This is a genomic window from Nitrospirota bacterium, assembly GCA_015233895.1.
Lineage (GTDB): Bacteria > Nitrospirota > Thermodesulfovibrionia > Thermodesulfovibrionales > Magnetobacteriaceae > Magnetomonas.
On the sequence record JADFXG010000007.1, the window covers coordinates 78079 to 103990 of the forward strand.

At 40.6% G+C, this 25912-nt stretch carries 21 protein-coding genes; 10 read left to right on the forward strand and 11 right to left on the reverse strand.

The annotated features are described in order from the left end of the window. Positions 1-407 precede the first annotated feature (407 nt). The 9 genes from HQK88_07155 to HQK88_07195 form a co-directional block, all read right to left on the reverse strand. The gene (locus tag HQK88_07155; GenBank protein ID MBF0616579.1) at positions 408-1916 is read right to left on the reverse strand and encodes a chorismate-binding protein; all 1509 of its coding nucleotides are present in this window, start codon (positions 1914-1916) and stop codon (positions 408-410) included. Between the two features lie 104 nt (positions 1917-2020). Next, positions 2021-2953: a carbohydrate kinase family protein gene (locus tag HQK88_07160; GenBank protein ID MBF0616580.1), complete on the reverse strand. Its 933-nt coding sequence runs from the start codon at positions 2951-2953 to the stop codon at positions 2021-2023. 70 nt (positions 2954-3023) lie between these two features. Then, positions 3024-4838, reverse strand: a complete 1815-nt coding sequence (uvrC, locus tag HQK88_07165; protein ID MBF0616581.1) for an excinuclease ABC subunit UvrC — start codon at positions 4836-4838, stop codon at positions 3024-3026. Positions 4839-4993: 155 nt separating this feature from the next. After that, a complete protein-coding gene (locus HQK88_07170) occupies positions 4994-5491 on the reverse strand; it encodes a hypothetical protein (protein ID MBF0616582.1) in 498 nt (165 codons plus the stop codon). 29 nt (positions 5492-5520) lie between these two features. After that, positions 5521-7455 (reverse strand): caspase family protein, encoded by a 1935-nt coding sequence (locus tag HQK88_07175; protein ID MBF0616583.1) that lies wholly within the window; start codon positions 7453-7455, stop codon positions 5521-5523. 122 nt (positions 7456-7577) lie between these two features. Then, a complete protein-coding gene (locus HQK88_07180; GenBank protein MBF0616584.1) occupies positions 7578-7868 on the reverse strand; it encodes a HigA family addiction module antidote protein in 291 nt (96 codons plus the stop codon). Positions 7869-7885: 17 nt separating this feature from the next. After that, the gene (locus HQK88_07185) at positions 7886-8173 is read right to left on the reverse strand and encodes a type II toxin-antitoxin system RelE/ParE family toxin (protein MBF0616585.1); all 288 of its coding nucleotides are present in this window, start codon (positions 8171-8173) and stop codon (positions 7886-7888) included. A 56-nt stretch (positions 8174-8229) separates the two neighbouring features. Next, positions 8230-9066 (reverse strand): peptide chain release factor N(5)-glutamine methyltransferase, encoded by an 837-nt coding sequence (gene prmC / locus HQK88_07190; protein ID MBF0616586.1) that lies wholly within the window; start codon positions 9064-9066, stop codon positions 8230-8232. A 98-nt stretch (positions 9067-9164) separates the two neighbouring features. After that, positions 9165-9398 (reverse strand): hypothetical protein, encoded by a 234-nt coding sequence (locus tag HQK88_07195; GenBank protein ID MBF0616587.1) that lies wholly within the window; start codon positions 9396-9398, stop codon positions 9165-9167. Between the two features lie 170 nt (positions 9399-9568). Here HQK88_07195 and HQK88_07200 point away from each other — a divergent pair, with 170 nt between their 5' ends. The 5 genes from HQK88_07200 to HQK88_07220 are packed head-to-tail and all read left to right on the forward strand — an operon-like array spanning position 9569 to position 16078. Next, positions 9569-9970, forward strand: a complete 402-nt coding sequence (locus tag HQK88_07200) for a response regulator (GenBank protein MBF0616588.1) — start codon at positions 9569-9571, stop codon at positions 9968-9970. 50 nt (positions 9971-10020) lie between these two features. Next, positions 10021-10782, forward strand: coding sequence for a response regulator (locus HQK88_07205; protein MBF0616589.1), 762 nt, complete (start codon positions 10021-10023; stop codon positions 10780-10782). Positions 10783-10835: 53 nt separating this feature from the next. Then, entirely contained in the window at positions 10836-11705 is an 870-nt protein-coding gene (locus HQK88_07210) for an NAD(P)H-dependent oxidoreductase subunit E (GenBank protein ID MBF0616590.1), read from the forward strand. A 15-nt stretch (positions 11706-11720) separates the two neighbouring features. Beyond that, the gene (locus HQK88_07215; protein MBF0616591.1) at positions 11721-13592 is read left to right on the forward strand and encodes an NAD(P)H-dependent oxidoreductase subunit E; all 1872 of its coding nucleotides are present in this window, start codon (positions 11721-11723) and stop codon (positions 13590-13592) included. Positions 13593-13594: 2 nt separating this feature from the next. Beyond that, positions 13595-16078, forward strand: coding sequence for a molybdopterin-dependent oxidoreductase (locus tag HQK88_07220; protein ID MBF0616592.1), 2484 nt, complete (start codon positions 13595-13597; stop codon positions 16076-16078). Positions 16079-16230: 152 nt separating this feature from the next. Here HQK88_07220 and HQK88_07225 read toward each other — a convergent pair whose 3' ends face one another. Beyond that, positions 16231-17406, reverse strand: a complete 1176-nt coding sequence (locus HQK88_07225) for a peptidase U32 (protein MBF0616593.1) — start codon at positions 17404-17406, stop codon at positions 16231-16233. A 101-nt stretch (positions 17407-17507) separates the two neighbouring features. Between HQK88_07225 and HQK88_07230 the strand changes: the two genes are divergently transcribed. The 5 genes from HQK88_07230 (at position 17508) to HQK88_07250 (ending at position 24463) form a co-directional block, all read left to right on the forward strand. Continuing rightward, positions 17508-19967, forward strand: a complete 2460-nt coding sequence (locus HQK88_07230) for a glycosyltransferase family 39 protein (protein MBF0616594.1) — start codon at positions 17508-17510, stop codon at positions 19965-19967. Positions 19968-20074: 107 nt separating this feature from the next. Continuing rightward, complete coding sequence (locus tag HQK88_07235) at positions 20075-21838, forward strand: phosphoenolpyruvate carboxykinase (protein ID MBF0616595.1); 1764 nt, start codon at positions 20075-20077, stop codon at positions 21836-21838. A gap of 36 nt (positions 21839-21874) precedes the next feature. Continuing rightward, positions 21875-22465 carry a DUF2155 domain-containing protein gene (locus tag HQK88_07240; protein ID MBF0616596.1) on the forward strand — a complete coding sequence of 197 codons (591 nt, stop codon included), beginning with the start codon at positions 21875-21877 and terminating at the stop codon, positions 22463-22465. Between the two features lie 54 nt (positions 22466-22519). Further along, positions 22520-23287 (forward strand): hypothetical protein, encoded by a 768-nt coding sequence (locus HQK88_07245; GenBank protein MBF0616597.1) that lies wholly within the window; start codon positions 22520-22522, stop codon positions 23285-23287. Between the two features lie 18 nt (positions 23288-23305). Then, positions 23306-24463: a glycosyltransferase family 4 protein gene (locus HQK88_07250; protein ID MBF0616598.1), complete on the forward strand. Its 1158-nt coding sequence runs from the start codon at positions 23306-23308 to the stop codon at positions 24461-24463. Positions 24464-24488: 25 nt separating this feature from the next. Here HQK88_07250 and HQK88_07255 read toward each other — a convergent pair whose 3' ends face one another. After that, entirely contained in the window at positions 24489-25655 is a 1167-nt protein-coding gene (locus HQK88_07255; GenBank protein MBF0616599.1) for a methyl-accepting chemotaxis protein, read from the reverse strand. Positions 25656-25912: the final 257 nt, after the last annotated feature.

Below are 25912 nucleotides of genomic sequence, written 5' to 3' on the forward strand. Positions count from 1 at the left end.
ACCGTACTTAGGAGACTTGATAATGTAAAACTATGTACTCGTGTTGGAATAACCTTTCAGTTTGCTCCACACCGTTTTGAATGATTGAAAATGCAGAAAGTATTTAAGTTGACAATTAAACTCCACTCTTATAAAGTGTGTCACCATTGATTACCGAGAGGCGTCTCTTCTGTGTACAACCAAGTAAATCTTTTAATCTGCTCATATGTTGTGCGGGCAGAGCTCGCATTTAAACTTTTTAAGCGGCGTTCCGCCGGTTAAAAAATTCTATACCAACAAGAATAACGAAAAAACATTGAATTAAACTACCCAATCGCTATCAAAAACCCTCTCCGCAAGGAGGCTAGCCTCCTTGCGGAGAGGGTTTAAGGGAGAGGCAGCGCCTCTCCCTTACTATTCTAATCCTACTATATTGACTTAAGTGTCAAAATTAGAGCTTCGGCTTTTTTCAGAGTCTCAAAATATTCTTTCTCCGGTGTGGAATCAGCCACGATGCCGGCTCCTACCTGAAGGTGGGCAAAGCCGTCTTTTATTACAAATGTCCTGATGATTATATTTAGATCCATGTTTTTGTTGTAACCAATATAGCCGCATGAACCGGTGTATGGGCCTCTTAGCACTGGTTCCAGTTCGTCAATTATTTCCATGCAGCGCACCTTTGGAACTCCGGTAATTGTGCCACCCGGGAAAACCGCCCGTATGACGTCAAAGCAGTCCTTATCCGGTTTAAGCTCTCCGGTTACATTTGATACAATGTGGATTACGTGAGAATATGCCTCGGTTATCATCATCTCATCAACGCGTACGGTTCCGTAGCTGCAAACCCGTCCGATGTCGTTCCTTTCTAAATCTATCAGCATAATGTGTTCGGCACGTTCTTTTTCATTAAGCAGAAGTTCTGCCGTAAGTTTTTCGTCCTCCGAAAAATCACTGCCTCTTGGCCGAGTGCCTGCTATCGGCCTTGTGTCTGTCGTTACCGGACTTTTTCCATCTGAGAGATTTACTCGTATCAGCCTCTCAGGAGATGAACTAACGATCGAATAGTCATCAAAATCAAAGTAACAGGCAAACGGGGACGGATTTATAGCTGAGAGTTTCAGATAAATCTGCCACGGGTCGGCATCGTTGATTTTAGCTGAAATTCGCTGCGAAAGATTAGCCTGAAAAATATCTCCGGCTTTTATGTACTCAAGAGCACGGCTTACCATCTCCATGTAACGGGATTTGTCCCCTGCATTGTTTATGATTTCAGGTTTAATCCCGTTGTAAGGCAAAATTTCAGGCGCATCCGGGATGTCTATGAGAGTTGTCTTTACGAAAAGCTCAATCTCTGCCACGGCTTCATCATAGAGAGTGCCAAGGTCAATGTCTAACGCATTAAAGCCGAATTTGTATTCCCTTACCCCTGGGCACAGAATAAACCAGCCCTTCTTTTGTTTATGGTCAAAGGATAAGAGCCTGTCAATCATAAAGAAGTGGGCATCGGGAATTTTTAAGTCATCGAGGGTGGTCTTTGGGATTTTTTCAAGGAATCGCACAAAATCATAACTAAGCATTCCGCAAGCCCCCCCCTGAAATGGTGGTAACTCTGGGTTATGGTGCTGCGGATAAGCCTCAATGAGTTCCCTCAGACGCTTTAACGGGTTTTTGTAAGATATTGCATCTCCCTCATCAGATTTAACATAGAGAGAGGAATCCTTGTATATTATAGTTAAGTACGGGGCAAATCCAGCATATGAGTACCGGGCAATATTAAAGTTTCCCTTTATACTTTCTAAGAGGAATGAGTTTTTGGCAGCAACTGCTGCATAATAACCAGCCGGCCTTTTGTAAGGAATTTCTGAGTAAAGCGGCGGGATTTTACCCCTTTTCGCAATATCTAAAAAATCCCTCCTGCCGGGCATTATTACCGCCAATGAGTGACAATCTCCACAGGTACTAAGAGCGCCCGTTAAATTTAAAGGACAACTTCAACATTTCTAAACTATCATCCTGATATCATTAAAAATCATTGGCTTTTCTACTTCTTGCATCGCTTGTTAAATTCTTCTTGTGTAAATCTATAATTCTGTGGTCCAAACACCTCAACGCAAAATGAGGCTGCAGTTGCTCCCATATCACAAGCCGCTCTGAGATTGTTGATGTCTAAAGACAGTCCTTTAAGCAATCCGCCCCTATAGGTATCTCCGGCACCGGTTGGGTCATTCACCTTAGCGGCTTGAACTATAGGAATCTCCTCTGTGTGAACTTTGCCGTCCTTTAGAGTGTGAATTGAAGAGCCATCGTCACCCTTTGTGGTTATCACGGTTTTACATAGCGTTAGTAAGTCAGCGAGTGTTTTAGATGTTTTTTCCATAAACATGTTTAATTCGTAGTCGTTGCTTATAAAAATATAAGCGCCAGTTATCATTTCTATCAGTTTCTCGCCGCTCCATGCAGGAAGTGACTGACCGGGGTCAAATATATATCTGATACCCTTTTGTTTATAAACTTTGCAAAAGTTCATCATGTCATCAAGATTTCCCGGAGACACTATTGCTAAAGTATTGGCAGGGTCAAGAGAGTCAAAATTATAGGAGGATGGGAATTTCATGGCCCCTGGGTTAAAGCAAGTTACCTGGTTATCAGAGCAATCGGTAGTTATGTAAGCGCCTGCCGTCAACTCTTCTCTGTATATCTTTATGTAATCTGTGGGAATGTTATTAGATTTAAGCCAATAATGATAAGTATCAAAATCCTTGCCTGCCTGAGAAATTACAATCGGGGTTTCACCCAAAAGTGACAGTGTGTAAGCAATGTTACCAGCAGTGCCGCCAAAGTTCTCTCTAATGTTGTTTATCATAAAACACACGTTTATATTGTGCAGTTTATCCGGCAGTAAGTGATCTGAAAACTTACCCGGAAAATCCATAATCCTGTCAAATGCAACAGAGCCCGACACTACTAATTTCACCTAAGTTTCCTCCGATATAACATATTCAAAGATTTTTCTAAATCTATGGTTTAAAGCCACTTGAGGTATTTTAAGCTATTTCGGTGACTTTTTGTAAGCCCTTCAAAACTATTTCGGCAAGTTTTTTATTAAATCCGTCTATTTGTGAGATTTCATCAACAGTTGCGTTTCTTATGGCGGTAATACCATCGAAGTGTTTAAGTAAAGCCATCCTGCGCTTCTTTGAAATACCGGTAATTTTCTCAAGCGGCGATGCCATAACCCGCTTTGCCCTGAGCTTTTTATGGTACGTTATGGCAAAACGGTGCACCTCATCTCTGACCCGTTTTAAAAATAATGATGACGGCAGTCCGTCCTCTAAATTTAATGGTTTTCGATTTTTATCCGGAAAAAACACACGGTCTGGCTTTTTTGCTATTGATACAACCGTAATTGCAGCTAAATCCGGCATATCTCCGGCACTTAGGTCTTTCAGGGCATTAATAGCAACCTCAAGCTGACCGCGTCCTCCGTCAATTATTATAAGCTCCGGCATATTTTGGCCAAGATTTTTAGCAGTACGATCGAAGGTTTCTCTCATCATCGAGTAATCATCAACGCCTGTTACAGTTTGTATTTTGAGATGCCTGTAAAATTCTTTTTTAAATCCTCCGTTTTGCCAATATATAAAAGCTCCAACCGATTCGCTGCCCGATATGGTGGAAATATCAAATGCGCCTATTGAGGCCGGAGTTTTGTTAAGTTTAAGCCGGTAGCTAAGTTCATCCAGAATAAACGAATCCGAGCTGCCTTGTCGCAGTTTAAAAGAAGTTGCAGCGTTTTCATTTGCCATTTTAAGCAGGTTCTCTTTTTTATCGTCTTTTGGAACGGTTATTTTGACAACTGTGCCGCGCTTTTTTTTAAGCCACTTCATAAGTGTCTCTCTGTGCTCAGGTTTTTCATTTACCACAATCTCTCCCGGTGGGTATATGTCTTTGTTATAAAACTGCTCTATAAATGTGGAAATCAGCTCTTTTACCGAAACTCCGCCAATGTCTTTTATGTAGAAGTCTTTTACGCCGGTTAGACAACCGTTTCTTACAAAAAACACATTTATGAGACCCTCAGAGCCTGTATGATAAAGACCGAGAACGTCCATATCGGCAAAGTTGACGTCAACCACCTTTTGCATCTCCCATGCAGTTGCTATAGCCTTTATTTTATCTCTGTATTTAGCTGCAACCTCATATTGCAAAGAATCCGAGTATCTGTCCATTTTTTCGGTAAGTTTATCAAGTAATGACTGGCGCTTACCGTTAAGAAATTCAATAACTTCTTTAACATGCTCCATGTAATCGTCATAACTAATGAGTCCCACACAGGGAGCGCTGCAAAAACCCATCTGGTAGTCAATACATGCGCGGGTTATACTCTCAAGGCGATAGTTACATGTACGCAGCGGGAAATTTTTCCTGATAAAATCGAGGATTTCTCTCATGCTCTTTGAGGATACATAAGGCCCCGTGTAAACATTCCCGTCGTTATGAACTCGCCGTACCACGTCAATTTTAGGCCAATTCTCGGTCAGTGTGACTTTAAGGTACGGGTAGTTTTTATCGTCTTTCAGGATTATGTTATATTTAGGACGGTGTTGTTTAATTAGATTGGCTTCAAGGGCAAGCGCTTCCACTTCGGATTCGGTGACGATAAAGGTAAAATCATGTGCCTCTCTGACAAGTGCAGACTTTCTCAGATCACTTTTGATACTTGCATTAAAATAGCTGCGCAGGCGATTTCTCAGAATCCGTGCCTTCCCGACATAGAGGATGCTTTCCTTTGCAGTCTTAAACATATAGACTCCGGGGGCAGCGGCAACGGTTTTCAGTTTTTCCGGTATCTTATTCATAATGACAGTAAGGACATGTTATTGTGATTTTGCTACATGGATTTTCGCTAAAAATTAGTAGTTCGATCGCAGATTTATGCAGCATGTTCCATTCAAGTATATACATTATAATTATTACCAAAGAAATATACAATTTACTATAATAATACGGAACATCATTCTTTTTTGGCTCTACCAATTAGGGTTTGACAACAAAAACCAGTCTCTAAAGAAATAATGACGAGTGAGAAAGTTATATCTTTTGTGCCAATTCGTTCAAGCATTAAGAATATAGTCACAACAGACGACAAAAAAGGATATGAAAACTCATAAAAATCAAATTCTATTTTTGGTTTAACGAATTCACTATCCTTATACTTGATCCTAAGTTTTGATATTTTTTTTGAACGATTTTCTATCTGCTGAGTTAAATATCTTGTAAATATCCCAAACAATAAAAATACCAATAGGATTATTTCTTTGTATGGGCTTGCGTTGTACCATTCATTGTTACCCAAAGTATTTGGTTGTGTATCAGCATTAATTTTGAATAAAATAACGATAGATATTATTACTAAAAAAATGAAGCCGATTCTTAAATATTTTTTTATGTTTTTTCTCTGAATTAGCCATATCAGTACAGAAAGCTGTAGGCCTATAATTAAATAAAACACGACTCATTCTCCTAAAGCAATGTCACTGATCATTTCCTACTTCCTCGCAAGAATAATACTTTACCACCACCATAATCATCAAGTGTAGCATAATTTACTTGTTGATTTATATTGTGTTTTGCTGCTTCTCCAGCAACTTCATTTCTTACATAAATGGATAGTTCATCAAACTGTATAATACCATCTTCATTCAAATCTGCTTTTCCTTCTAAGCCACTAATAAGAGCTTTTGTAAAAACTCCACCACTTAACTCTAAGGCAAGTTGATCTTTGGTACCCGCTACCAATACATTCCTTGACGGTGATATTGTATCATTACGAATAATTGCAAGCTCTTTAAATTTTTTAAACTCTTGTACTTCTTCTTCGCTTTTATTACCTTCTAATCTGTTGGGTAAAGCTAATCCAGCCATACACGAATCAATTGTTAACAAAACATGTTTGGCTTTAATAGATTCAAAATGCTTATCTGTTAAATCTTTCATGCGAAGGCTGGTTAATGCTGGTTTAGACTTGTCGTAATCATAAGTTACAAGATAGCCGCTTTTTTCCTTAGCAGTACCTATTTTCCCTAAATCAATTCCATGCCCACCAAAATAGATAAAAAGTCTATCTGTTTTTTCATAAACTCCACCCACGTAAAATTTCTTTAAAATATTCTCTATATTGGCAACGGTAGCATTATCTTCAAAAAGTGTTATAATATTTCCATCTGGAAAACCCAACTCTTTTAAGGTGTTTTTTAATTTCTTTCCGTTACTCACCATAAAACCTAATTGTTTAAAACCAGTTCCTTTTCTTTTGAGAGTGTCATTTCTTCTCTCATAGTCATCAACTGCAATTATTAGTGCATAGCTATTCTTATAGGGATTCTCAAAAATTTCAAGTTTTTTATTTTTACCCTTGTACCATAAAGACATTGCATAACCGGGTATTTGGTTAAGGCCATTTTTGAATATTGTTTCCTTTGGTGTTTGTTTCTCTGAATTAACAGAATAAGAAATTGTTGCATTGTCAATAGATTTCTTTTTTAAAGTGTTTCCATTTACATTTATCTCATCATATCCACCAAGTGAAGATATTTCCTGAAAATTTTCACCAAAATCAATATCAATAGTAAATATATCTTGTGGAGCTTTTATTAGATGTGCACGATGAATATTTTTTCCTGCAACTGTTGGATGTTGCTTAAATTTTGTGTCTTTAAGTATTTTACGATAGACATAATTATGCGCCTCTTCCATAGAAATAAAGCCATCCCCATCTAGATCGTTCTCTGGTAGTTGTAATGCCTGTATTAGGTAATGAGTAAAACTATCTTTTGGATCGTCAGGTGTTGCTTCGTCTTGTTTAGATGCTGATAGTACAGAAACATTAGGATATTTAAGCATTAACTTACTAATTAGAGAATCACCTATATTACATCCATCACCAATAAACATTAAATGACCATCTTTATTTATAGACAGCTCTACCATATCCATAAGTGTAATAGAATTATGAGTATTATATCCTGTTTTGTTATCATTACTTATATATGTATCGTATGTTATCAAAAATAGCTCAGGCTCTTTTTCGTCATAAAGTGCATGACCAGACCAATAGATAATTAAATCGTCATTATCAGACATTTTAGATTTAAAATCAGTAAGTACTTTTTTTATATTATTATATGTTGCGTTATCATCTTTTAATATTACATAATTATCTGGCTCTACTAATCCATTTGATTTATTGCTTAATATCTTCGACATTTCTGTAGCATCATGAACGGCTCCGAAAAGCTTTTGTATAGAACGATAATTATCAATACCTATAAAAAGCGCATAGGTCGTTTTCTTTACAACAATCCCACAATCCGCACCATTAATTACAATAAGCAAAAAGAGTGTTGTTAATAAATAAAATATATAAACGACTCTAATATGATTTCCATATTTAAAATTATACAGTAGTGATTTCATATCTCTATATTTAAAGATATATTAAAAAATTCAATATATAAAAGTAAATTCACCTTATGTTAGCTAAAGGGAAGAAGGACAAGGTGGAGCACTCTCTGACCATTTTGTCAGCGTTAGGTAGTTTAAACGGAACATGGAATTATGGCCTCAACAGCCTTAGAGTATATCTTTTTAGCCTCCTCCAGATCATACATGATTTGTAGGTTTAACCAAAACTCCGGTGGAACATTAAAATATTTACCAAGCTTCAGAGCTGTTTCGGTTGTTATATTTCTTTTACCTTTTATGATTTGACTCAAACGTGTTTGAGTTAATCCGGTTTCTTTGCAAAGTTTATATGCTGACACACCCATAGGCTTAAGAAACTCCTCTTTAAGTATCTCTCCGGGATGAATATTTTTTAATACAGTCATCATAATTACCTCCTATCTTAATGATAATCCAATATTTCTACGTCATAAGCATTATTGTCAAGCCATCTGAAGCAAATCCGCCATTTCTCATTAATTCTTATGCTCCACTGACCTTCTCTGTCTCCTCTAAGCGCCTCCAATTTGTTTCCAGGTGGTACCGCTAAGGTCTCAATATTTGTGGAGGCAGCAATCATTCTCAATTTTCTCCTTGCAATTACATATAAATCGGAAGGAAGTCTGATTTTTTTGGAAAAAACTCCCTCCCAAATAAACCTTGCATCCTCATTTTTAAAGGATACTATCATTGATTAATACTAACATTATACGATAGTATTTGTAAACAAAAATTGATTTAGGCATCTTATTCCTGAATAATAACCATCCTGTCAAGGCCGGCATAATCTTTCTTAAACTGGATATTTTTGTATCCGGCATCTGCGGCAATTTTTTGGATGTCTGCTGCCTCATCATAACCAATCTCTAAGACAATCAGAGATTTCTCCAAACGCATATGGTTTTTAGCCTGCTCAATGATTTTTCTGTAATACTTAAGCCCATCCGCACCTCCGTCAAGAGCCTCAACCGGCTCGTAGCAGCAGATCTCAGGGTCAAGACCGCTAATGTCACCGGTTTTTATATATGGAGGGTTTGAGATAACAGCATTAAATTTTGTATTTACCGTTGGCTCAAAAAGATTACCATGAAGAAAAATCACATTGCTAATTGAATTAATCAACGCATTTTCACGTGCATAAGTAAGCGCTTTTTCTGATATATCAACGCCATAGACAAGTGAATTCGGAAACGCTTTGGCAAGGCTTATCGCAATCGGACCACTGCCTGTACATAAATCTAAAATCGTAAGCGGTTCGGTAAAATTCTCTTTCAGTAGCCTGATGGTCTCTGAGGTGACAAGTTCGGTCTCAGGTCTGGGAATCAGGACGCCGGGGCCAACCTTTAAAGTTAAATCCAAAAACTCTACTTCTGATGTTATGTACTGAAGCGGCTCCCTCATTAAGCGGCGCGCTATTATGTCCTGGTACAAATCTTCTGTTATTTCCGGGTTATCCCTGTAGAGAGATGTCTTATTAGTTTTCAGGGTGAAACAGACAATGAGTTCCGCCTCTTTTTCAGAGGCGCTGATACCAACGCTTTTTAGGAGAGCTGATATCTTCCGTATTGCTTCATTTGCTCTCATACCAAGCAGCAACCTAAATTATAATATTAAAGAGGAGATTACCACGTCGCTTCGCTCCTCGTAATGACGGATAGGACGCCCATGCGCACCCCCAGCCGTCATTGCGAACCCCCGGAGGGGGTGTGGCAATCTCCTCTTTTTACTATGGCATTTAGTTCTATCTTTGAATGCAACTTGCTCTCAATTTCATACTCAAAAATTTTGCTGCAATACGGACAGGTTATTGTAATTGTATTGCCAGATTTACCATCATTGGCATCATCACCAGATGGCAGATTTATACCGCTTATCCCCCGGCAGTTTGGACACTTTACTCTCTTAAAAATTCCCATTGTTTTAGTATATATTAAAGATAGTGGTGATGTTCAAGTTGTGGAATAGAATGTTGGTTATTTCCTCTGTAATGCCAGAATCCTCTCAAAAAAAAATAATTGGCATAAAACACGCAAAGTTTATATAATAGTGATATTGAAAGCAGTAAGAAAAGGGAATCAGACGATTTATGATAAAAGGCAAGGTACTTGTACTTGATGATGAGGCTATCGTGCGTATAAGTTGTAAGAGAGTGTTAGAGGCTGAAGGATATAACGTTAGCGTAGCATCATCAGTAAAAGAGGCGGTGACGCTTCTGGAGAAGGAGCATTACGCCCTTGTGATAACTGATTTATTGATGCCGGATGTGGACGGATTAGAGTTCCTTGAAATAATAAAACACAGATGGCCGTCTCTAAGGGCAATAGTTATGACTGGTTACGGCACTCAGGAGGCAAGACAAAAATCACTGGCGCTTGGCGCCTTAGAGTTTTTAAAGAAGCCATTTTTACCGGAGGAACTGGTAAGTGTCGTCATGGCTGCCGGTAACGCAAGGATGGAGTCGTACGATGATGACTATACACGCATTTAATAGTAATTTAAGATATTCATATTTTTTAGATAAAAGGGAGGTTTGAAGCCATGGAAAGAGGCCGTGTTCTCGTTTTAGATGACGATTTAGTAATAACAATGGCGTGTAAGAGGATTCTCGGTGCAGAGGGCTACGACGTCGTGGTTTCAAACACCGGTAAAGAAGCACTCAATCAGCTTGGCAAGGACGAATTCGACCTGTTTGTCTCAGATGTTCGCCTGCCCGACATAAATGGGATTACCGTGCTTAAAGAGTCTAAGATAATTCAACCAAAAACCGATGTTGTTATGATTACCGGCTATCCCACCATGCAAGATGCCCGTGAATCCATCAAGCTTGGCGCTTTTGAGTACATAGAGAAGCCATTTACGCCGGAATTCATGGTAAACATAGCTAAGAAAATATTTGATAAAAGAGGCTGGGTACTACGGCAGTCTTTCATAAATGAGTTTAAAGAGTACGTGGTGCCGCTTAGGGGTGAAAACCCACATGTCTATTATAAAGAGGGGCTGTGGGCACGGCCTGTGGGAGATGGGCTGTGGGAGATGGGCTGTGATCTCAGAGATCAAATGGTCACAGGCGAGATGATGTATGTGGATTTTATAAAGGATTTGGATGCCGTAAAAAGCGGTGAACCATTTATCAGGCTGCTCTCAAGTTCCGGTAACACTGTGGAACTGTTGTCGCCTATGAGCGGAGAGATAAGAGAGTTCAATCTGAAAGCTAACGACGTGCTAACCTCGCTTGCAAAAGACCACTTGTCTGAGGGCTGGCTCTTGTGGCTTGTCAGAGTTATCCCTATGGAGATATAATCTGCGGTAATGACATTAGTGGAAGAAGATGAAAGCATCCCGGAGGCATAATAATGAAAGGTAAAATTCTGGTAGTTGACGATGACAACATAATAATAAGAAGTTGTAAAGGTGTGCTGGAACCTATGGGTTATGATGTAAGTGGTACAATTAATCCAAGGGAAGCTCTGGACTTAATCAGGGACAACAACTACGACCTCCTGATTACCGATATGATAATGCCGGGAATTGATGGCTTTGAGCTTATAAAGCGCACAAAGGAATTAAAGCCTGATACCACCGTAATAGCCATGACCGGCTATTCCATAAAGGAAACGATAAAGGACACCCTCGAATACGGTATTATGGATTATCTGCAAAAACCTTTTTCGCCTAACATCCTTGCCGACACAGTTGACAGGGTAACCAATCTGGCAAGAAAGCTGAAATCGCAGCTTGCAATCACTGAAGAGGATGACGCAGATGGAACTCATAAGATAGAAGCTGTCAATGCCCTTATTAAACAATACAAAACAGTGCCAGGCTCTCTGATAACTGTGCTTAGTAAAACTCAAGAGATTATAGGATACCTGCCTCCGGCTATTCAGAGGTTGATCGCTAAAGGGCTGCGCATTCCCGTAAGTGAGGTACACTCGGTCGTGTCATTTTACCCGTGTTACACGATGAAAGTACGCGGACGGCACAACATACGCGTATGTATTGGGGCTGCCTGTTACGCTAAAAAAGCTGATTCAATAGTTCAAAAACTCTGCAATCAACTTCACTTTGACGAGGACAATGTCACAGATGACAAAAAATTCTCATATGAATTGGTTCGATGCCTGGGAGCTTGCGCCTCAGCCCCTGTGATAGAAGTGGATCACGATACTCACGGCACCGTGGACCCTGATAAAATAACAGACATTCTGAAAGATTACAACTAAGGGGGGTTATGATTGATGCCACAGATAACGGCTGATGACCTTAAAAACATAAAAGCTGCCTATAAAGACCCACGGGAGCGTGGTGCACGTGCCTCAATAATGCTCTGCGGGGGCTCTAGTTGCAGCACCAGAGGAAGCCTCAAATTAAAGGAAATTTTTCAACAGGAATTAAAACAAAGAAACCTCGATTCTGAGGTTTCAATCTACGTAACAGGTTGTAATGGGTTTTGCACCCAATCGCCTCTTTTGACCCTGTATCCGGGCGGTATTTTCTACGAATCACTTACTCCTGAGGATATTATTCAGATTATCGAACAACACATACTCAAAGGTGAACAATACTCTAAACGTTTGTATTCAACTGGAAAGGACTCGATAGCTGCATTATCAGACATACCGTTTTTTAAGTTTCAAACTTCACGGGTATTAAAAAACCGAGGGTTAACAGACCCCGACAATATTGACGACTATATAGGCGGAAACGGATACTTTGCCCTGCTTAAAGCTGTGACTGAAACTGAGCCTTCTGCAATAATATCTGAGTTAAAGGCATCAGGGTTAAGAGGACGCGGCGGCGGCGGGTTTCCAACCGGACTAAAATGGGAAATTTGTAAAAAAGCCGGCAGCAGCCCAAATAACCGGAATAAGTACGTAATCTGTAACGCTGGCCCCATATCAAGAAACATCTCCGACACAGACCCCCATTCCATAGTGGAGGGAATGGCCATAGCAGCCAGAGCCACTGGTGCTTCAAAGGGTTACATTTATATAAGAGAACCTGAGCACAGATTTATAATCTCAAGGATGAATCATGCCGTTGCAAAGGCAAAAGAGTATGGCTTGCTTGGCTCTAACATTTTTGGTACCGGCTTTGACTTTGACATAGAGGTGGCAACAGGAGCAGGGACATTTATCTGCGGCGAGGAAACCGCCCTGATAAGCTCTCTTGAGGGCACAAGGGGATTTCCAAAACCTAAACCGCCCTACCCTGCAGTCAGAGGGCTATGGGGTAAACCGACGATTGTGGACAATGCCGAGACATTTGCTAATGTTCCTCTGATTATACTAAACGGAGCTAATTGGTTCAGGTCCGTGGGTACAGAGAAATCCCCCGGCACTAAAATTTTTACCCTGACTGGTGAGGTTATCAATAACGGCCTTATAGAGGTGCCGATGGGAACCACGCTAAGAAGTATAGTTGATGATCTTGGCGGCGGAATGAAGAGAAAACGTAAGTTAAAGACCATTCACATAGGCGGCCCAACAGGCGGCTTTATTCCTGAGTCCCTCATAGACACTCCTGCAACCTTCGAGGACATTGTAAAGGCCGGGGCAATCGTTGGCTCCGGCAACATAATAGTGATGGATGACAACACGTGCATGGTAAATACCGCAATGTTCTCTATGGAATTTGCTAAAGGCGAATCCTGCGGCAAGTGCTCGCCGTGCCGGATAGGAACCACGGTTATGTATGATAAGCTTGTAGATATTACTGAGGGCCGGGGCAAACCCGGTGATATAGAGATTTTACAAGACATCGCTTTTGAGGTAAAACGTACGTCTCTGTGCGGTTTGGGACAGACATCTCCTCTTGCCGTTTTGACTACGATAAAGTATTTCAGGGATGAGTATGAAAAGCATATAAATGAAAAGTGGTGTCCGGCAGGCCGCTGCAAAGCCCTGACAACATTTACAATAGATGAAAAAGCGTGTAAGGGCTGCACATCCTGTGCCCGTAAGTGCCCGGTTGGTGCTATAACCGGGGAAAAGAAACAACCTCACAAGATAGACCAGACCATATGTATTAGGTGCAGAACCTGCTTTGAAACTTGCACTTTCGGCTCCATACGCATTCTGGGGCAGCAAACCGTTACCAGGGAGGCATAACAATGATAGAGTTGATCATAAATGATAAGAAAATAACGGTTGCAAACGGGAAAACCATACTCGATGCTGCACGGGAAAACGATATATATATACCGCATTTATGTTGGGACAGGAGATTAACCCCATTTGGCGGCTGCAGGATATGTGTAGTTCAGATAGAGGGACACGAGAGACTATTTACCTCCTGCTCAACCCCTGCTGAAAACGGGATGGTAGTACATACGGAGAGCCCCGATGTGCTTAAAGCCCGGCAGATGGTTATGGATCTGTTGCTTGTGCATCATCCCCTTGACTGTCCGGTGTGTGATAAAGCCGGGGTATGTAAGCTTCAGGACTTAGCCTATCAGTATGGTCCTGCGGAGAGTAAATTTCAGGGAGAAAAAAAGCAGGTGGTTGGGGATCTTGTAAATCCATTAATAGATATAAACCCTAACAGGTGCATATTATGCGGGCGTTGTGTGAGAGTTTGTTGGGAACACCAGGGGGTGGGAGCAATTAACTTTATCGGACGGGGATTCACAACAACAGTAAGTCCACCATTTGAGGAGAGTTTGAACTGCGAGTTCTGCGGCCAGTGTGTTGATGCCTGCCCTGTGGGAGCACTTGGCAGTAAGAATTTTAAACACCGCTCCAGAGCGTGGTTTTTAGAGCGCAGGGAAAACATCTGCCCATACTGTAGTGTAGGGTGTACGCTTTCTCTTGAAATTTTAGAGGGTAAAATCCTCAATGTCAGGGGGCTTGACTTCAAGGGCGTCAACGAAGGTGATCTTTGCACAAAGGGGCGCTACGGCTATGATTATATATACGGTGACAGCAGGTTAAGAACCCCGTTAATTAAAAAAGACGGGCAGTTCAAAGAAGCAACATGGGAGGAGGCAGTGGCGCTGATAGCTAAAAACATCAGATTGGTGTTGGCTGAAAGCGGTCCTGAGGCAATAGGGGCAATTGGTTCACCCCGTTGCACAAATGAAGACAACTACATGCTTCAGAAATTTATGAGAACCGTGGTAGGTTCTGACAATATAGATTCCTCGTCACGTTTTGGATATACGAAAGTACAGATGGCATTTGAGCGGACTTTTGGAATAAGCTACAACCCGGTAGATATGAATGCTCCCCTTAAAAATGATGTCACCCTTGTTCTTGAGTCCGACATAACGTCAACACATCCTATATGGGGACTGAAATTCATAGAGGCTGTAAGAAAGGGTAAAAAGCTGATAGTGGCAGATCCGAGAGAGACAAAGCTCTCTAACAATGCATCGACCTGGGTAAGAATAAAACCCGGAACCTCACAAGCGCTCCTCTACGGTTTAATTAAAAGGGCTTATGATGACGGCTTCCACTTAAAAAATGAAATGACACAGGGGATAGAGGGTTTTAGTGACCTGGTAGAAACCGTAAGTTCTTTTACTGTTGAGAAAGTGTGTGAAATAACTGGCATGGAAAGAGATGATTTTCTCAAAATTTCTGATGACTACCTTGGCGCTGAAAGTCGTCTTATAGCGATGACAATTGGTGCCGGAGAGAACTCCAAAAGTGTAAATACGGCAATTTCTGCGGCCAATTTAGTAATGTTCCTTGGCGATGGCCCGGCCTCACTGCAAATCCCTCCGCTTTTAGCAAACACGCTTGGCATGTTGAAAATGGGCGTCTCTCCGTACTACCTACCAGGGTTTAAAAAAATAACCGGTAAACCGGGCAAAGATTTATTTAAAATGCTCTATGAAAAGGGAGCTATAAAGTTTCTTTACGTGATGGGAGAAAATCTAATTGTCACATATCCGGACACAAATAAAATAAAAGAAGCGCTTTCAAGTCTTGATTTTATGGTAGTACAGGACATCCAGTTTTCTGAGACGGCGCAACTGGCCGATGTGGTTCTGCCTGCCTCAAGTTGGTCTGAAAAAGATGGAACATACGTGAATTTCATGGGGCTTGACCAGAAGGTCAGAAAAGTGGTGGCACAGACAGGCGAGTCTATGCCTGACTGGCAGATTCTGAGAAACCTGGCCAGATATCTGCATAAAACAGTAGGGGCAGACAGTTTGTACGCCTATCAGGATGAGATATCGGCAATCAAGGTTGAGACTGAGACTCAGAAATGGAGATTTGTCAGTGTACCGTTTAAATTTGTAGCGGAGACTGACAACGATTATCCTCTTTATATGGTAACGGGCAATCTTATGCAGCACTCCGGAGCGCTTTCCTCGATGTCAAAGAGCCTAAGCCATGTCGTCTCGGATGCGTTTATACAGGTAAACCAGATAGATGCAATCCGGTACCATCTCAAAGATGATGCACAGGCACATGTGGATTCCAGAAACGGACAGACAGTGGTAAAGGTGCGTATAACTGATGAGATACCTCAGGGGATGGTCTTTGCTCCCATACACTTTTCAAAGGCAATGGTTAATGCGCTCACCTTTGAGACAAACGAAGACGCCCCTCCGCTTACACCGGTAAGAGTACGCCCTGTGGGATAAAGAACGGCCTCAGTGAGGGTATTCTGATTCTAATTCAGAAGTATAACGAGGCGGCAAGGAGCAAGCGACGTAGGCGTTTAGTACGTTGAGGAGCTAGTAACGAAGCCAACAATGTTAGACGATTGAATTAGAATTAGAATAACAATTGCCTGTTAACCCTCAATTTCTTTGATAAGTTTAGTGCAGGCAGAAAGTCTGTCCTGCCTGTAAGTATGGTCTATGACTACATGTTGCTGTGCTATTTGATGGCAATAGAGGCATTTATTACAATCTGTTTTTTTGCAGCTTTGCTCAAGGAACCTGTCAATAAAGCCTGTCAGATTTTCATTGTTTATGTACACAGGATTAGATGATACAGTAGCTGGAGTACTAAGTAAACGTTTTATTCTAAAAAGCCTCAAGGGGTTAATAATAAAAGGATTAATGAAATACTTTATAGCATGAATATACTTAACAAGGTCGTCTTTTCTTTGTGTTTTATTGATAATAAGATCAGCAAGGTTACCTTGATAGCGTTGTTGAGTGTATGCTTTAACCCGTGTCAAAAGAGTTTCGGTAGATGAACTGCGGTCAACTATTTTAAAGTTATTATACCCTATGTTTTGGTAGTGTATAATATCCTCCGGACGTATCCACGTCGCTCTGATGTAATTAACCGGATTTTTAAGTTTCTCCATCTCACAGCGTATGCCAAGGTAGTCAATATAAAAGTATCCGGAGGAGGCGCCGCCTTTTTGTGAGGCATGGGCAGCCATGTTCATGTGTGTTATGGTGAAAGGACAGCTATACATGCAGCTGTTATTAACAAGTAGTTGAATTGAACACTTTACCGATTCCCGGATATCTTTTAGCAATTGAAAGTCTCTGTTACATTGTGTATCGTCAAGACAGATGCAATCAGCACCCTCCCCCTCCCAGCGTTTGGCCTTATGAGGGGTGTTTACACCTGAGAATATTCCCACTCTTACCTTGAAAGCATATTTTTCTTTAATTATTTTTAGAAGCATCGGGTGGTTAAGTGTAACTGACTGAACTCCACAGTCAGAGAGAAAATCAAGCAACTTATATATACTTTTGCGGCCACTCTTTGTGTACTCGGTGTTTCCCATGCACGAGGTATTTAACAGATAATTAAACTGTAAGTTGTTTTTTATGCATAGCGCCACATAGTCTTTCAACTTTTGTTTTCCTACTGCCGGAAGAACAAAAGACGGTCTGCCCCCGCCTACAATGTCAGAGGACATCTTGCCATACAATTCATAGACAGGATAACCCTTAATGCCGTCAACCAGGGCAGGATCAAAATTACATGCAAGGCTTAAGTTCATTTAATAGTATAGCAGATATAATCTCAGCTAATCGTGTCTTTTTATTGCTGTCTGACCTTTGTTATCATACACTGATTGGAGCACAATGAAGGAGGGCTGTTTTGGTTAAAAGAATAACATCATTGTCAGATACTGTAGGTTTATTAAATGTTTTACTATACTTTATTTTAGGTATCTATACAGTGTTTATGTTGTTTTACAATCTTAATGCCCGTTATTACTGGCTGGATGAGTCAGAAACGGCGGCGCTGGCGGTAAATATATTGAAGCATGGCCTGCCTCGAGTTTATGACGGTAAGAACTATATTTCTCTTTATGGTCCTGGCGTTTCTGAAAATAAGTCTAATATTGCGACATGGAGGCCGTGGTTGGATGAATACATTGTGGCTGCCTCTTTTAAGATTATAGGACAAAGCAACAGAGCCGGACGAATTCCGTTTGCATTGTTTGCAGCGATTAGCGTAGTTTTAACAGCGCTTTTTTCATACCGTGTATTTAAATCGCACGAGGCAGCATTGATAGCAATATCACTTATAGTAACATCGGAGCTTTTCATTGTTCATGCCAGACAGTGCAGGTACTATTCACTGATTATTTTTGCTGAGGTATGTTTGATCTTTGCTGCGTATCTGCTTTTAACAGGTAAAAAATCAAAAGGTATTGTTGTTTTAACCATCAGCCTTATTATTCAGTTTTATACCAATTACATAGTTTTGGCAGGCAACATAGTTGCGTTAGGGATATTTGCTGTCTTTACCGGCAAGAGAAATAAAGGATTGTTTACTTCTGTTTTAATTAGTTTTACTGTACTTCTGATTACAGCTATGCCATGGCTAATATATGCAAAACCATGGCATCAAGCCGGTTTTGTAGGCGGATGGAACCCTGTTTCTAAATTGAAGTACTATTTTATTGAGATTCATTTTCACATTATTCCTCTGGTATTATTTCTGATTCCGCTTGTATATTACTTTCTTAAGAGGTTTTATACAAATGGTGTGTTTACACAAGCACAACGTGTATCCACTGTTGTAAAAGATGTTGTGTTGTTGTCATTACTTATAATATCCGCAAGTCTGCTTTTTGTGCCCTTTGCACCGTGGGTTTATATCAGATATGTTGTACACTTTCTGCCGGTTACAGTGTTTTTAACAGTTTTTATACTGACTACTTATGTACGCTCTGTTTGGCTTAGGATGCTCTTGGTATGTCTTATGTGTTTTACAAATTATATCTCATATTTTAGTGCTTATCCGGTAAGAGCACTAAAAGGGCAGACGGTTGCCGTACATGAACCTAAAGCCACGATTATTAATTTAATACACTATGTTACAGCTAATTCCACAGACAGGCTTGAGGATATTGCCAAATACCTCAATAAGGAGGGCACACCCAATGACACTGTACTGGTGTCCTGTCCGGAGTTTCAACTTGCATATTACACCGGCATGAGGGTTGTTAATGCAAGATTTCTTGAGATGTTTGATTTCACTGCTCTCCCTCAGTGGATACTGCCTGAGTGCATATCGGAGGATACTCCTGTGCCGCTTTATCCACCAGCAAAGTATGCAAGGTATTATCGCCCTGTGAGTGTTGGCTCTCACGACAGTCCGGTAGTAGGCAACATGCCAAACCCTGACATATATGATCAATTCAGTGCTGAGGGTAAAAGTTATATAACGGTTTATAAGCTACAGTTGTCAAAAGCTGCTAGTATAAAGCCTGAGATGAGCGTTTTTAAACCATCAGGGTTTGACGGAGGTGTTAACTCTGTAGCCGTAACACCGGATGGCAAGTACGTGGTTGCTGCTGGTGGTTGTGATAACATCATAGAGAGCAAGTTCAGCATTAAACTAATAGATATAGAAAGTGGTGTTTTGGTTAGAGAATTCGCTTATAACCCCCAGCAAGTTAAATCTTTAAATGTGATGACAGACGGCAGCTCTGTGACAGGAGTACTCGGTAACACAATTATACAGTGGGACATTACAACCGGTAACAGGATAAAATCCTTTATAGGACATAAGGAGAGAATAAACACAATAGCTTTGACTCCGGATGGCAAACACTTATTAAGCTCAGCAAGAAACGATTCACTGAAAGTGTGGGACGTCCACACTTCAAAAGAGATAAGATCATTTAACGCTCTTAAAAATAAAGCTTTAACTATAGCCATAACACCGGATGGCCGTTATGCAGTTTCAGCCGGTACAGATAATTTACTACGTCTGTGGGATATCAAAACCGGAGTAGAAATTAAGACTTTTTCCGGTAATACCAAAGATATAAAAAACATAACGATAAGCAAAACCGGTGAATTTATGATAACAAGCGGCGGATATGACGGAACGATAAAGATGTGGAATATTGTTAATGGAGATGAAATCAAAACAAATTTAGGACAGGCCAACGCAGTGTCCTCTTTTGCGATGACACCGGATGGTAAAATGGTTGTAGTTGGCTCATGGGATGGCACAGTATCAGTCTGGGATTTGGCCTCAGAGGTGAAAGTGAAAACATTTTCAACGACATTCAAAGCAGGGGTAAGAAATAAAGAATAATACAAAATAATCATCTATGGTAACCTGTATTTTTCTGCATAAATCTGATACAATAAACGTGTTTAAGTAATCAGCCAGTATGATTATATGTCTAATTGAGGTGACAGATGCCAGGTAAGAGAAAACCGTATGTCATAACACGGGGAAAGATAATTTTTGATATTTCCGGTAATTATTGCGACTCTCCGGCTTCACTTTTGAGAAGTGATATTTTTATGGAAATTCTAACTCACTTTATTGAGCGGTTATCCATAAAAGAGACCACTATCTATGGCCGTATAAAGTCAAATGTGCCGCCCAAAAAACAAGCCAATATGGCCGGCTTTATAGCTGGTCTTTTCAGACTCCTTGTCTCCCACACCGCCGCCGAAATTGCTGCACTTAGTAATATTTACAACAAGGTGCTGTCAGAGAAAAACAGCATTCTTGAATTTATAGAAGAACTCTATAACTACTGGAGACACTTTGAGAGATTCCTGTATATGGAGGCTCCTAAACGCTCCAGATATGCTACCTCAAGCATTCACCACTCACAGTTTATAAAGACCAACACGGAGCTTAAAAATCTCGTACTTGACACGTACAGACAAGTAAGGGAAAACCTGATAGGCAAAAACCCACGTTCATACAGACAGCTTCCGGCAGGGGCCAACATGGGGATGCTCCTTGAGAAAATCCAGTGGGACTGCCCTGAGCTATATTTAAGCGTGAAAGATATACCTTTTATCCGCCTCACTATTATGGAGTCCCCGCTTATTCTCTATCCTAAAGCTAACACAAGAAAGGGAAGTTTTGAGGAGATCAAAAAGCTGACCGAGGATATGATGCTGCTTGTCAATGAGCAGTGGTTTTGCTATCCGGCAAAAGTTGGTCCCCTTACGGCTTTCATATACTTTCATCAGGATTTTATATCTCAGGCGCTGTCGCTTTGTAACCTGTTTGAAATATCCGACTACGAGGATATAGAAAATAAGCGCCCTGATATGATACTGTTTTATGGCTTAAAAAGCGTTGACATCGCCGCAAGTACCGCCTTCTACGAGGACACACAAAACAAGATGTTTGTAGGATTGGTACAACACTCAGAGGATATAGATTACTTTGGGTATTTTAAAAAGCTGCCGCTGACTCTCCACAACATGACAATGCTTAAGCGTAACCGGTTGCCGGTTCACGGTGCTATGGTGTACTTGACTCTCAAGGACGGCTCAAGCGCAGGCATTGTAATAGTTGGCGATAGCGGAGCAGGAAAGTCAGAAACCCTTGAGGCCCTGCGCACACTTGCCGAGGATTACATCAGGGATATCACCATTGTTTTTGATGATATGGGATCCCTTGCCCTTAACGAAAGTGGTGCTCTGATTGGTTACGGCACAGAAATTGGTGCTTTTGTCCGTCTTGATGACCTGCACCCGGGATACGCCTATGAGGAGATAGACAGAAGCATTTTTATGAATCCTGACAAAATAAATGCCCGCCTCATTATTCCTGTCACCACTTATAATTACATCACAAAGGGTTTTGGCATAGACATAGTGCTATATGCCAATAACTATGAACAGGTTGACGATAAGATTATAGAGTTATTCTCTGATGCTAACGCTGCATTGAATGTATTTAGAAGCGGTGCACGATTTGCTAAGGGTACGACGGATGAAAAAGGAGTCGTAAACACTTACTTTGCTAACCCCTTTGGAGCTCCGCAAAGACGGGATACACACGAGGAGTTGGCGGCATTTTATTTTAATAAGATGTTTGCAACTGGGGTTACGGTTGGACAGATAAGAACCAGGCTTGCCATTAAAGGATACGCTCAGGAGGGGCCAAAAAAAGCAGCACTGGAGCTCCTTAAGTTTATCAAAAAAACGTAAAAAATAATGGAAATTTCGTATTAAAAGGAGACTATAATGTTAAAAGGGTTGGGAATATTTGTTTATGCTTTTTTTATAATGGGTTTGTTTGTTACATCATGTACAAAAAACAAGGAGATAGCATCTGAGGTACCCAAAAATCCTGAGAATTACCTTGTAACCCAAAGTGCACACCAGTCCACAGAACAGGCTGGAGTGTCGAACCCTCATGGCAAAAATGATTTGAAATCTCAGGGAGAAGGCGGCACTAAGGACAAGGAAAAACACAAAATGGAAATTGTTGTGCCAGATGATGTTAAAAATACATGGGAGTCGGTAAAAATAATGATAGCCGATAAGAAAACCAATAAGAGTGAAACGGCAGATATTAAACTTAACACTGAATATAAGGTCAACGGCAGTGATATCGTAATAAAGGTCGGACAGTTTATTCCTGATTTCAGAATGGATTCAATCACGATAACCTCGGTTTCGAATGAACCAAACAATCCGGCAGTGAACGTGACAATTTCAGAGGGAGGTAAGGAGATCTTCACAGGATGGCTGTACAGCAAATATCCTGACATTCACCCCTTTGAACATACTAAGTATGCTGTCAGACTGGTAGAGGGAGTAAGAAAAAAATAGGGGTGGGGTTGGCAACCCCATGCAGTTACAGACTTATTAAAAGAGGTTATTCACATGGCATATACGATAGCGTTTTCAGGCAAAGGTGGCACTGGAAAAACAACACTTGCGGGGCTTACTGTGCGGTACTTGATGGAAAAAACAGGCAGACCGATTCTTGCCGTTGATGCCGACAGTAACTATTGTTTAAATCTGGCACTTGGAGTTCAGTGCCATGCAACTATAGGCGGAATAAGGGAGTCCTCGCTTCAGAGCGTTCGTTCAGGCGCGCAAAGGCCTGGCGGCCTGAGCACAGGAGAGCTGTTTGATTATGAGGTACAACGCTCTATAGTTGAAGCAAAGGGGTTTGATCTTCTTGTTATGGGACGGCCAGAGGGGCCCGGATGCTACTGCGCTGCCAACAATGTTATAAGAAAATATACCGATAAATTATCCCAGGACTACGCTTTCGTTGTTATTGATGCCGAGGCCGGTATGGAACACCTCAGCCGCAGAACCGAAAATAACGTTGATATAATGTTTACTATAACCGACGCCACTGTAAAGGCACTTGAGACGGCAAAGAGAATCAGTGCGCTTATGGATGAGCTTGGTCTAAAAATATCGGAAAGACACGTGATAATCAACAGGGTCAGGGGAACTGATGGCAACGAGCTGAGAAAAGAGGCTGAGTTAAGAGGTCTCTCTGTGTGTGGATTCTTACCGGAGGATGACAGTATTTCCGCTATTGATCTATCAGGCCGGCCTGTCTTTGATATAGCCTCTGATGCAGGAGTTCTAACCTCATTTTACTCAATTTTAGACAATAAGCTAAAGTATTAGTTTAAGTTCTCCCACAACATGTCAAACGATAGTATAAGGGTTTTGATTTCATGGCATGCAGCCACAGAAAACCACAATAGAAGGCTTATAACGGAACTTGTCTCGAAAGGTATTGTGGTAAAGGCAATTGTCCCAACATGGTGGGATGAGGGAAGTAAAAAAACTGTCTTTGAAAAACAACAGTATGATAATTATAAAATAGTATCAACTCCAACAGTTTTTACAAACCATATAAGGGCTTTTTTTTATCCTGATTTCCTGAAAATCTACAGAGAAATTGCAGAGTTCAAACCTCACATCATCCACATCATGGAGGAACCATTCTCGTTAGCTTCATATGAGTTTATAACAGTGTCAAAACTATTAACACCGAAGCCGAAAATCATTTTGTATTCCTATGAAAACATTGATTTCAGACAGAAATTCCCCTATTCATATTTTCAGTCATATAACTTAAAAAATGCTGATGCAATAACGGTTGTCCCGGCTGAAAGCGTGTCAATATGGAAAAACAGGGGTTTTAGAAAGGCAATTTATACGATTCCCCCAGGGGTTGATACAACACTGTACGAGGAAAGTACGGGAATAAAGAGGCCGGATATGATCCATAAAGCTAAAAACGCTTTTAAAATAGGATACGCAGGACGCATTATTCCGGAAAAGGGGATTGAAACCGTTGTCATGGCAGTTGCAATTTTGAAAGACAGGGGCAGAGATTGTGTGTTTTTTATAGCTGGTGGCGGAACTCATAAGGGTGAGCTGCAAAAATTAATATCAGAGGCAGGCATTAATGATTTAGTTTATTTCCTTGATGCCATAAGCCAAAATGAAATGCCGGCATTTTACAATTCCCTTGACGTCCTTGTTTTGCCATCTTTGACAACTGACAGGTGGAAAGAGCAGTTTGGACGCGTACTTATAGAGGCTATGGCCTCAAAGACACCGGTTATAGGCTCATCTTCGGGGGAGATTCCCACAGTGATAGGAAACTCCGGACTTGTCTTTAGAGAAAATGATGCTCTTCATCTGGCTGATTCAATACAAAAACTCATGGATAACACAGAGCTCAGAGCGGAACTATCTAAATCAGGCCATGAGAGAGTACATGATAACTACACATGGTCTAAGGTTGCCGATAATTACATCAAAGTATATAAAGAACTCTTGTCCATCTAACGTGTTATGGCTCAACTCAGTGCCACTATTTGCAAAGTCCTTTGGATTCACTCAATAGACTATCCACAGCACAAAGGATTCCGGTTACAGACTCCGACACTGCTGAAGCTTCTGATGCACTTTCCTTAGACAAATCACTGATTTCACTGACAAATTTTGAAACACTCTTTACCGAGTCATTTTGTTTCTCGATTAGTTCGTTTATAATGGATATTCCTCTGTGAAAATGCTCTACAGTTGTGTTTATATCTTTCATACGGATTAAAACGTTTTTAACAAGGTCAGTGCCTTCGATTATTTTTTTAATGTTTTTCCCAAACTGTTCCTGAGCACTTTGCATATCCATAACGACGGTTGCAACGGTTTTACTAATATCTTTTCCGGACTGGGCTGATTCCTCGGCAAGAATTCTTACTCTGTCGGCAACCACGGCAAATCCTCCGCCGGCAGCTCCGGCCTTAGCAGCCTCTATCGTGGCATTCAAAGAAAGCAGATTTGTGTCATTGGCTATTTTATCTATTTTGCTTGTAAAATTATTTATAGATGACACCTTGTCATGCAAAGACTCTATGATAGACCTTGAATCCTCTATTAATTTAATCATTGCGGAAAGCTCTGACTCGGCTAAAGAGGATGATTCCATTGCCGACTGAGCCAGTTTTCCACCATGTGTGGCTTCAGTGGAAAGCTCTGCTGTTTGATTGTGGAGTTTATCTGAGCCGTCAACAAGGGTTTCAACCTGAGAGTTCAGGCCATTAAGGTGGCTTGACACCTCCTCACTCTTTAGTGCTATATCTTCTGCAGATACTGTTATAGTTCTGACTTTTTCCAGAAGTGAGGTTGCTACGGAATCTATGGTTTTCATGTTATTAACCACGGTTGTGAGCATTTTGTCAAAATTTAGAATCACGCTTTCAAGCAGATCTTTACTGCTACCGGAGGCGTTTAGATCCTCACCAAGGTTTTCTTTTGTCTTTTTAGAGAAAGTCGCAATAAAATCTTTCTGAAGTTTTTTAAATATAAAGTAGTTACCAAATCCTACGGAGGCGCCGGCGCCAAAGCATCCAAATATAAAATACTTGAGCATACCATCTTTCCATATTACAAAGAAATTGGCATAAAATGGAAAAACCAGCGCCGCAGCAAAACCCACCATAAGATAAATCATTAGTATTTTTCTCATTGTTTTCATATCAGTCTCCCAAGTTTTCTAAAAACAATATAAACCTACCGCAAAAGCGTTGTAACCAATATTATATATAAAACAACAGAGTTTAATAAATCGAATTAATCTATTTTCAAACAAATAAAAGAGCTCCTGCGAACAGGAGCTCATCATACCCAGTAACAAGCTGGGCTGTCCTACGTTTCCTTATTATGGGAAACTCCAGGCACTAATATGTTATACTTTCCTATACTAATATATTTCTATAGTTATGTCAAGTAAAT

What these genes read in the sequence shown, in the direction of transcription:
- uvrC (MBF0616581.1), bottom strand. Translation starts at nt 4,838, where the DNA reads ATGAATAAGATACCGGAAAAACTGAAAACCGTTGCCGCTGCCCCCGGA.
- HQK88_07175 (MBF0616583.1), bottom strand. Translation starts at nt 7,455, where the DNA reads ATGAAATCACTACTGTATAATTTTAAATATGGAAATCATATTAGAGTC.
- HQK88_07180 (MBF0616584.1), bottom strand. Translation starts at nt 7,868, where the DNA reads ATGACTGTATTAAAAAATATTCATCCCGGAGAGATACTTAAAGAGGAG.
- HQK88_07185 (MBF0616585.1), bottom strand. Translation starts at nt 8,173, where the DNA reads ATGATAGTATCCTTTAAAAATGAGGATGCAAGGTTTATTTGGGAGGGA.
- prmC (MBF0616586.1), bottom strand. Translation starts at nt 9,066, where the DNA reads ATGAGAGCAAATGAAGCAATACGGAAGATATCAGCTCTCCTAAAAAGC.
- HQK88_07195 (MBF0616587.1), bottom strand. Translation starts at nt 9,398, where the DNA reads ATGGGAATTTTTAAGAGAGTAAAGTGTCCAAACTGCCGGGGGATAAGC.
- HQK88_07200 (MBF0616588.1), top strand. Translation starts at nt 9,569, where the DNA reads ATGATAAAAGGCAAGGTACTTGTACTTGATGATGAGGCTATCGTGCGT.
- HQK88_07205 (MBF0616589.1), top strand. Translation starts at nt 10,021, where the DNA reads ATGGAAAGAGGCCGTGTTCTCGTTTTAGATGACGATTTAGTAATAACA.
- HQK88_07210 (MBF0616590.1), top strand. Translation starts at nt 10,836, where the DNA reads ATGAAAGGTAAAATTCTGGTAGTTGACGATGACAACATAATAATAAGA.
- HQK88_07215 (MBF0616591.1), top strand. Translation starts at nt 11,721, where the DNA reads ATGCCACAGATAACGGCTGATGACCTTAAAAACATAAAAGCTGCCTAT.
- HQK88_07220 (MBF0616592.1), top strand. Translation starts at nt 13,595, where the DNA reads ATGATAGAGTTGATCATAAATGATAAGAAAATAACGGTTGCAAACGGG.
- HQK88_07225 (MBF0616593.1), bottom strand. Translation starts at nt 17,406, where the DNA reads ATGAACTTAAGCCTTGCATGTAATTTTGATCCTGCCCTGGTTGACGGC.
- HQK88_07235 (MBF0616595.1), top strand. Translation starts at nt 20,075, where the DNA reads ATGCCAGGTAAGAGAAAACCGTATGTCATAACACGGGGAAAGATAATT.
- HQK88_07240 (MBF0616596.1), top strand. Translation starts at nt 21,875, where the DNA reads ATGTTAAAAGGGTTGGGAATATTTGTTTATGCTTTTTTTATAATGGGT.
- HQK88_07245 (MBF0616597.1), top strand. Translation starts at nt 22,520, where the DNA reads ATGGCATATACGATAGCGTTTTCAGGCAAAGGTGGCACTGGAAAAACA.
- HQK88_07250 (MBF0616598.1), top strand. Translation starts at nt 23,306, where the DNA reads ATGTCAAACGATAGTATAAGGGTTTTGATTTCATGGCATGCAGCCACA.
- HQK88_07255 (MBF0616599.1), bottom strand. Translation starts at nt 25,655, where the DNA reads ATGAAAACAATGAGAAAAATACTAATGATTTATCTTATGGTGGGTTTT.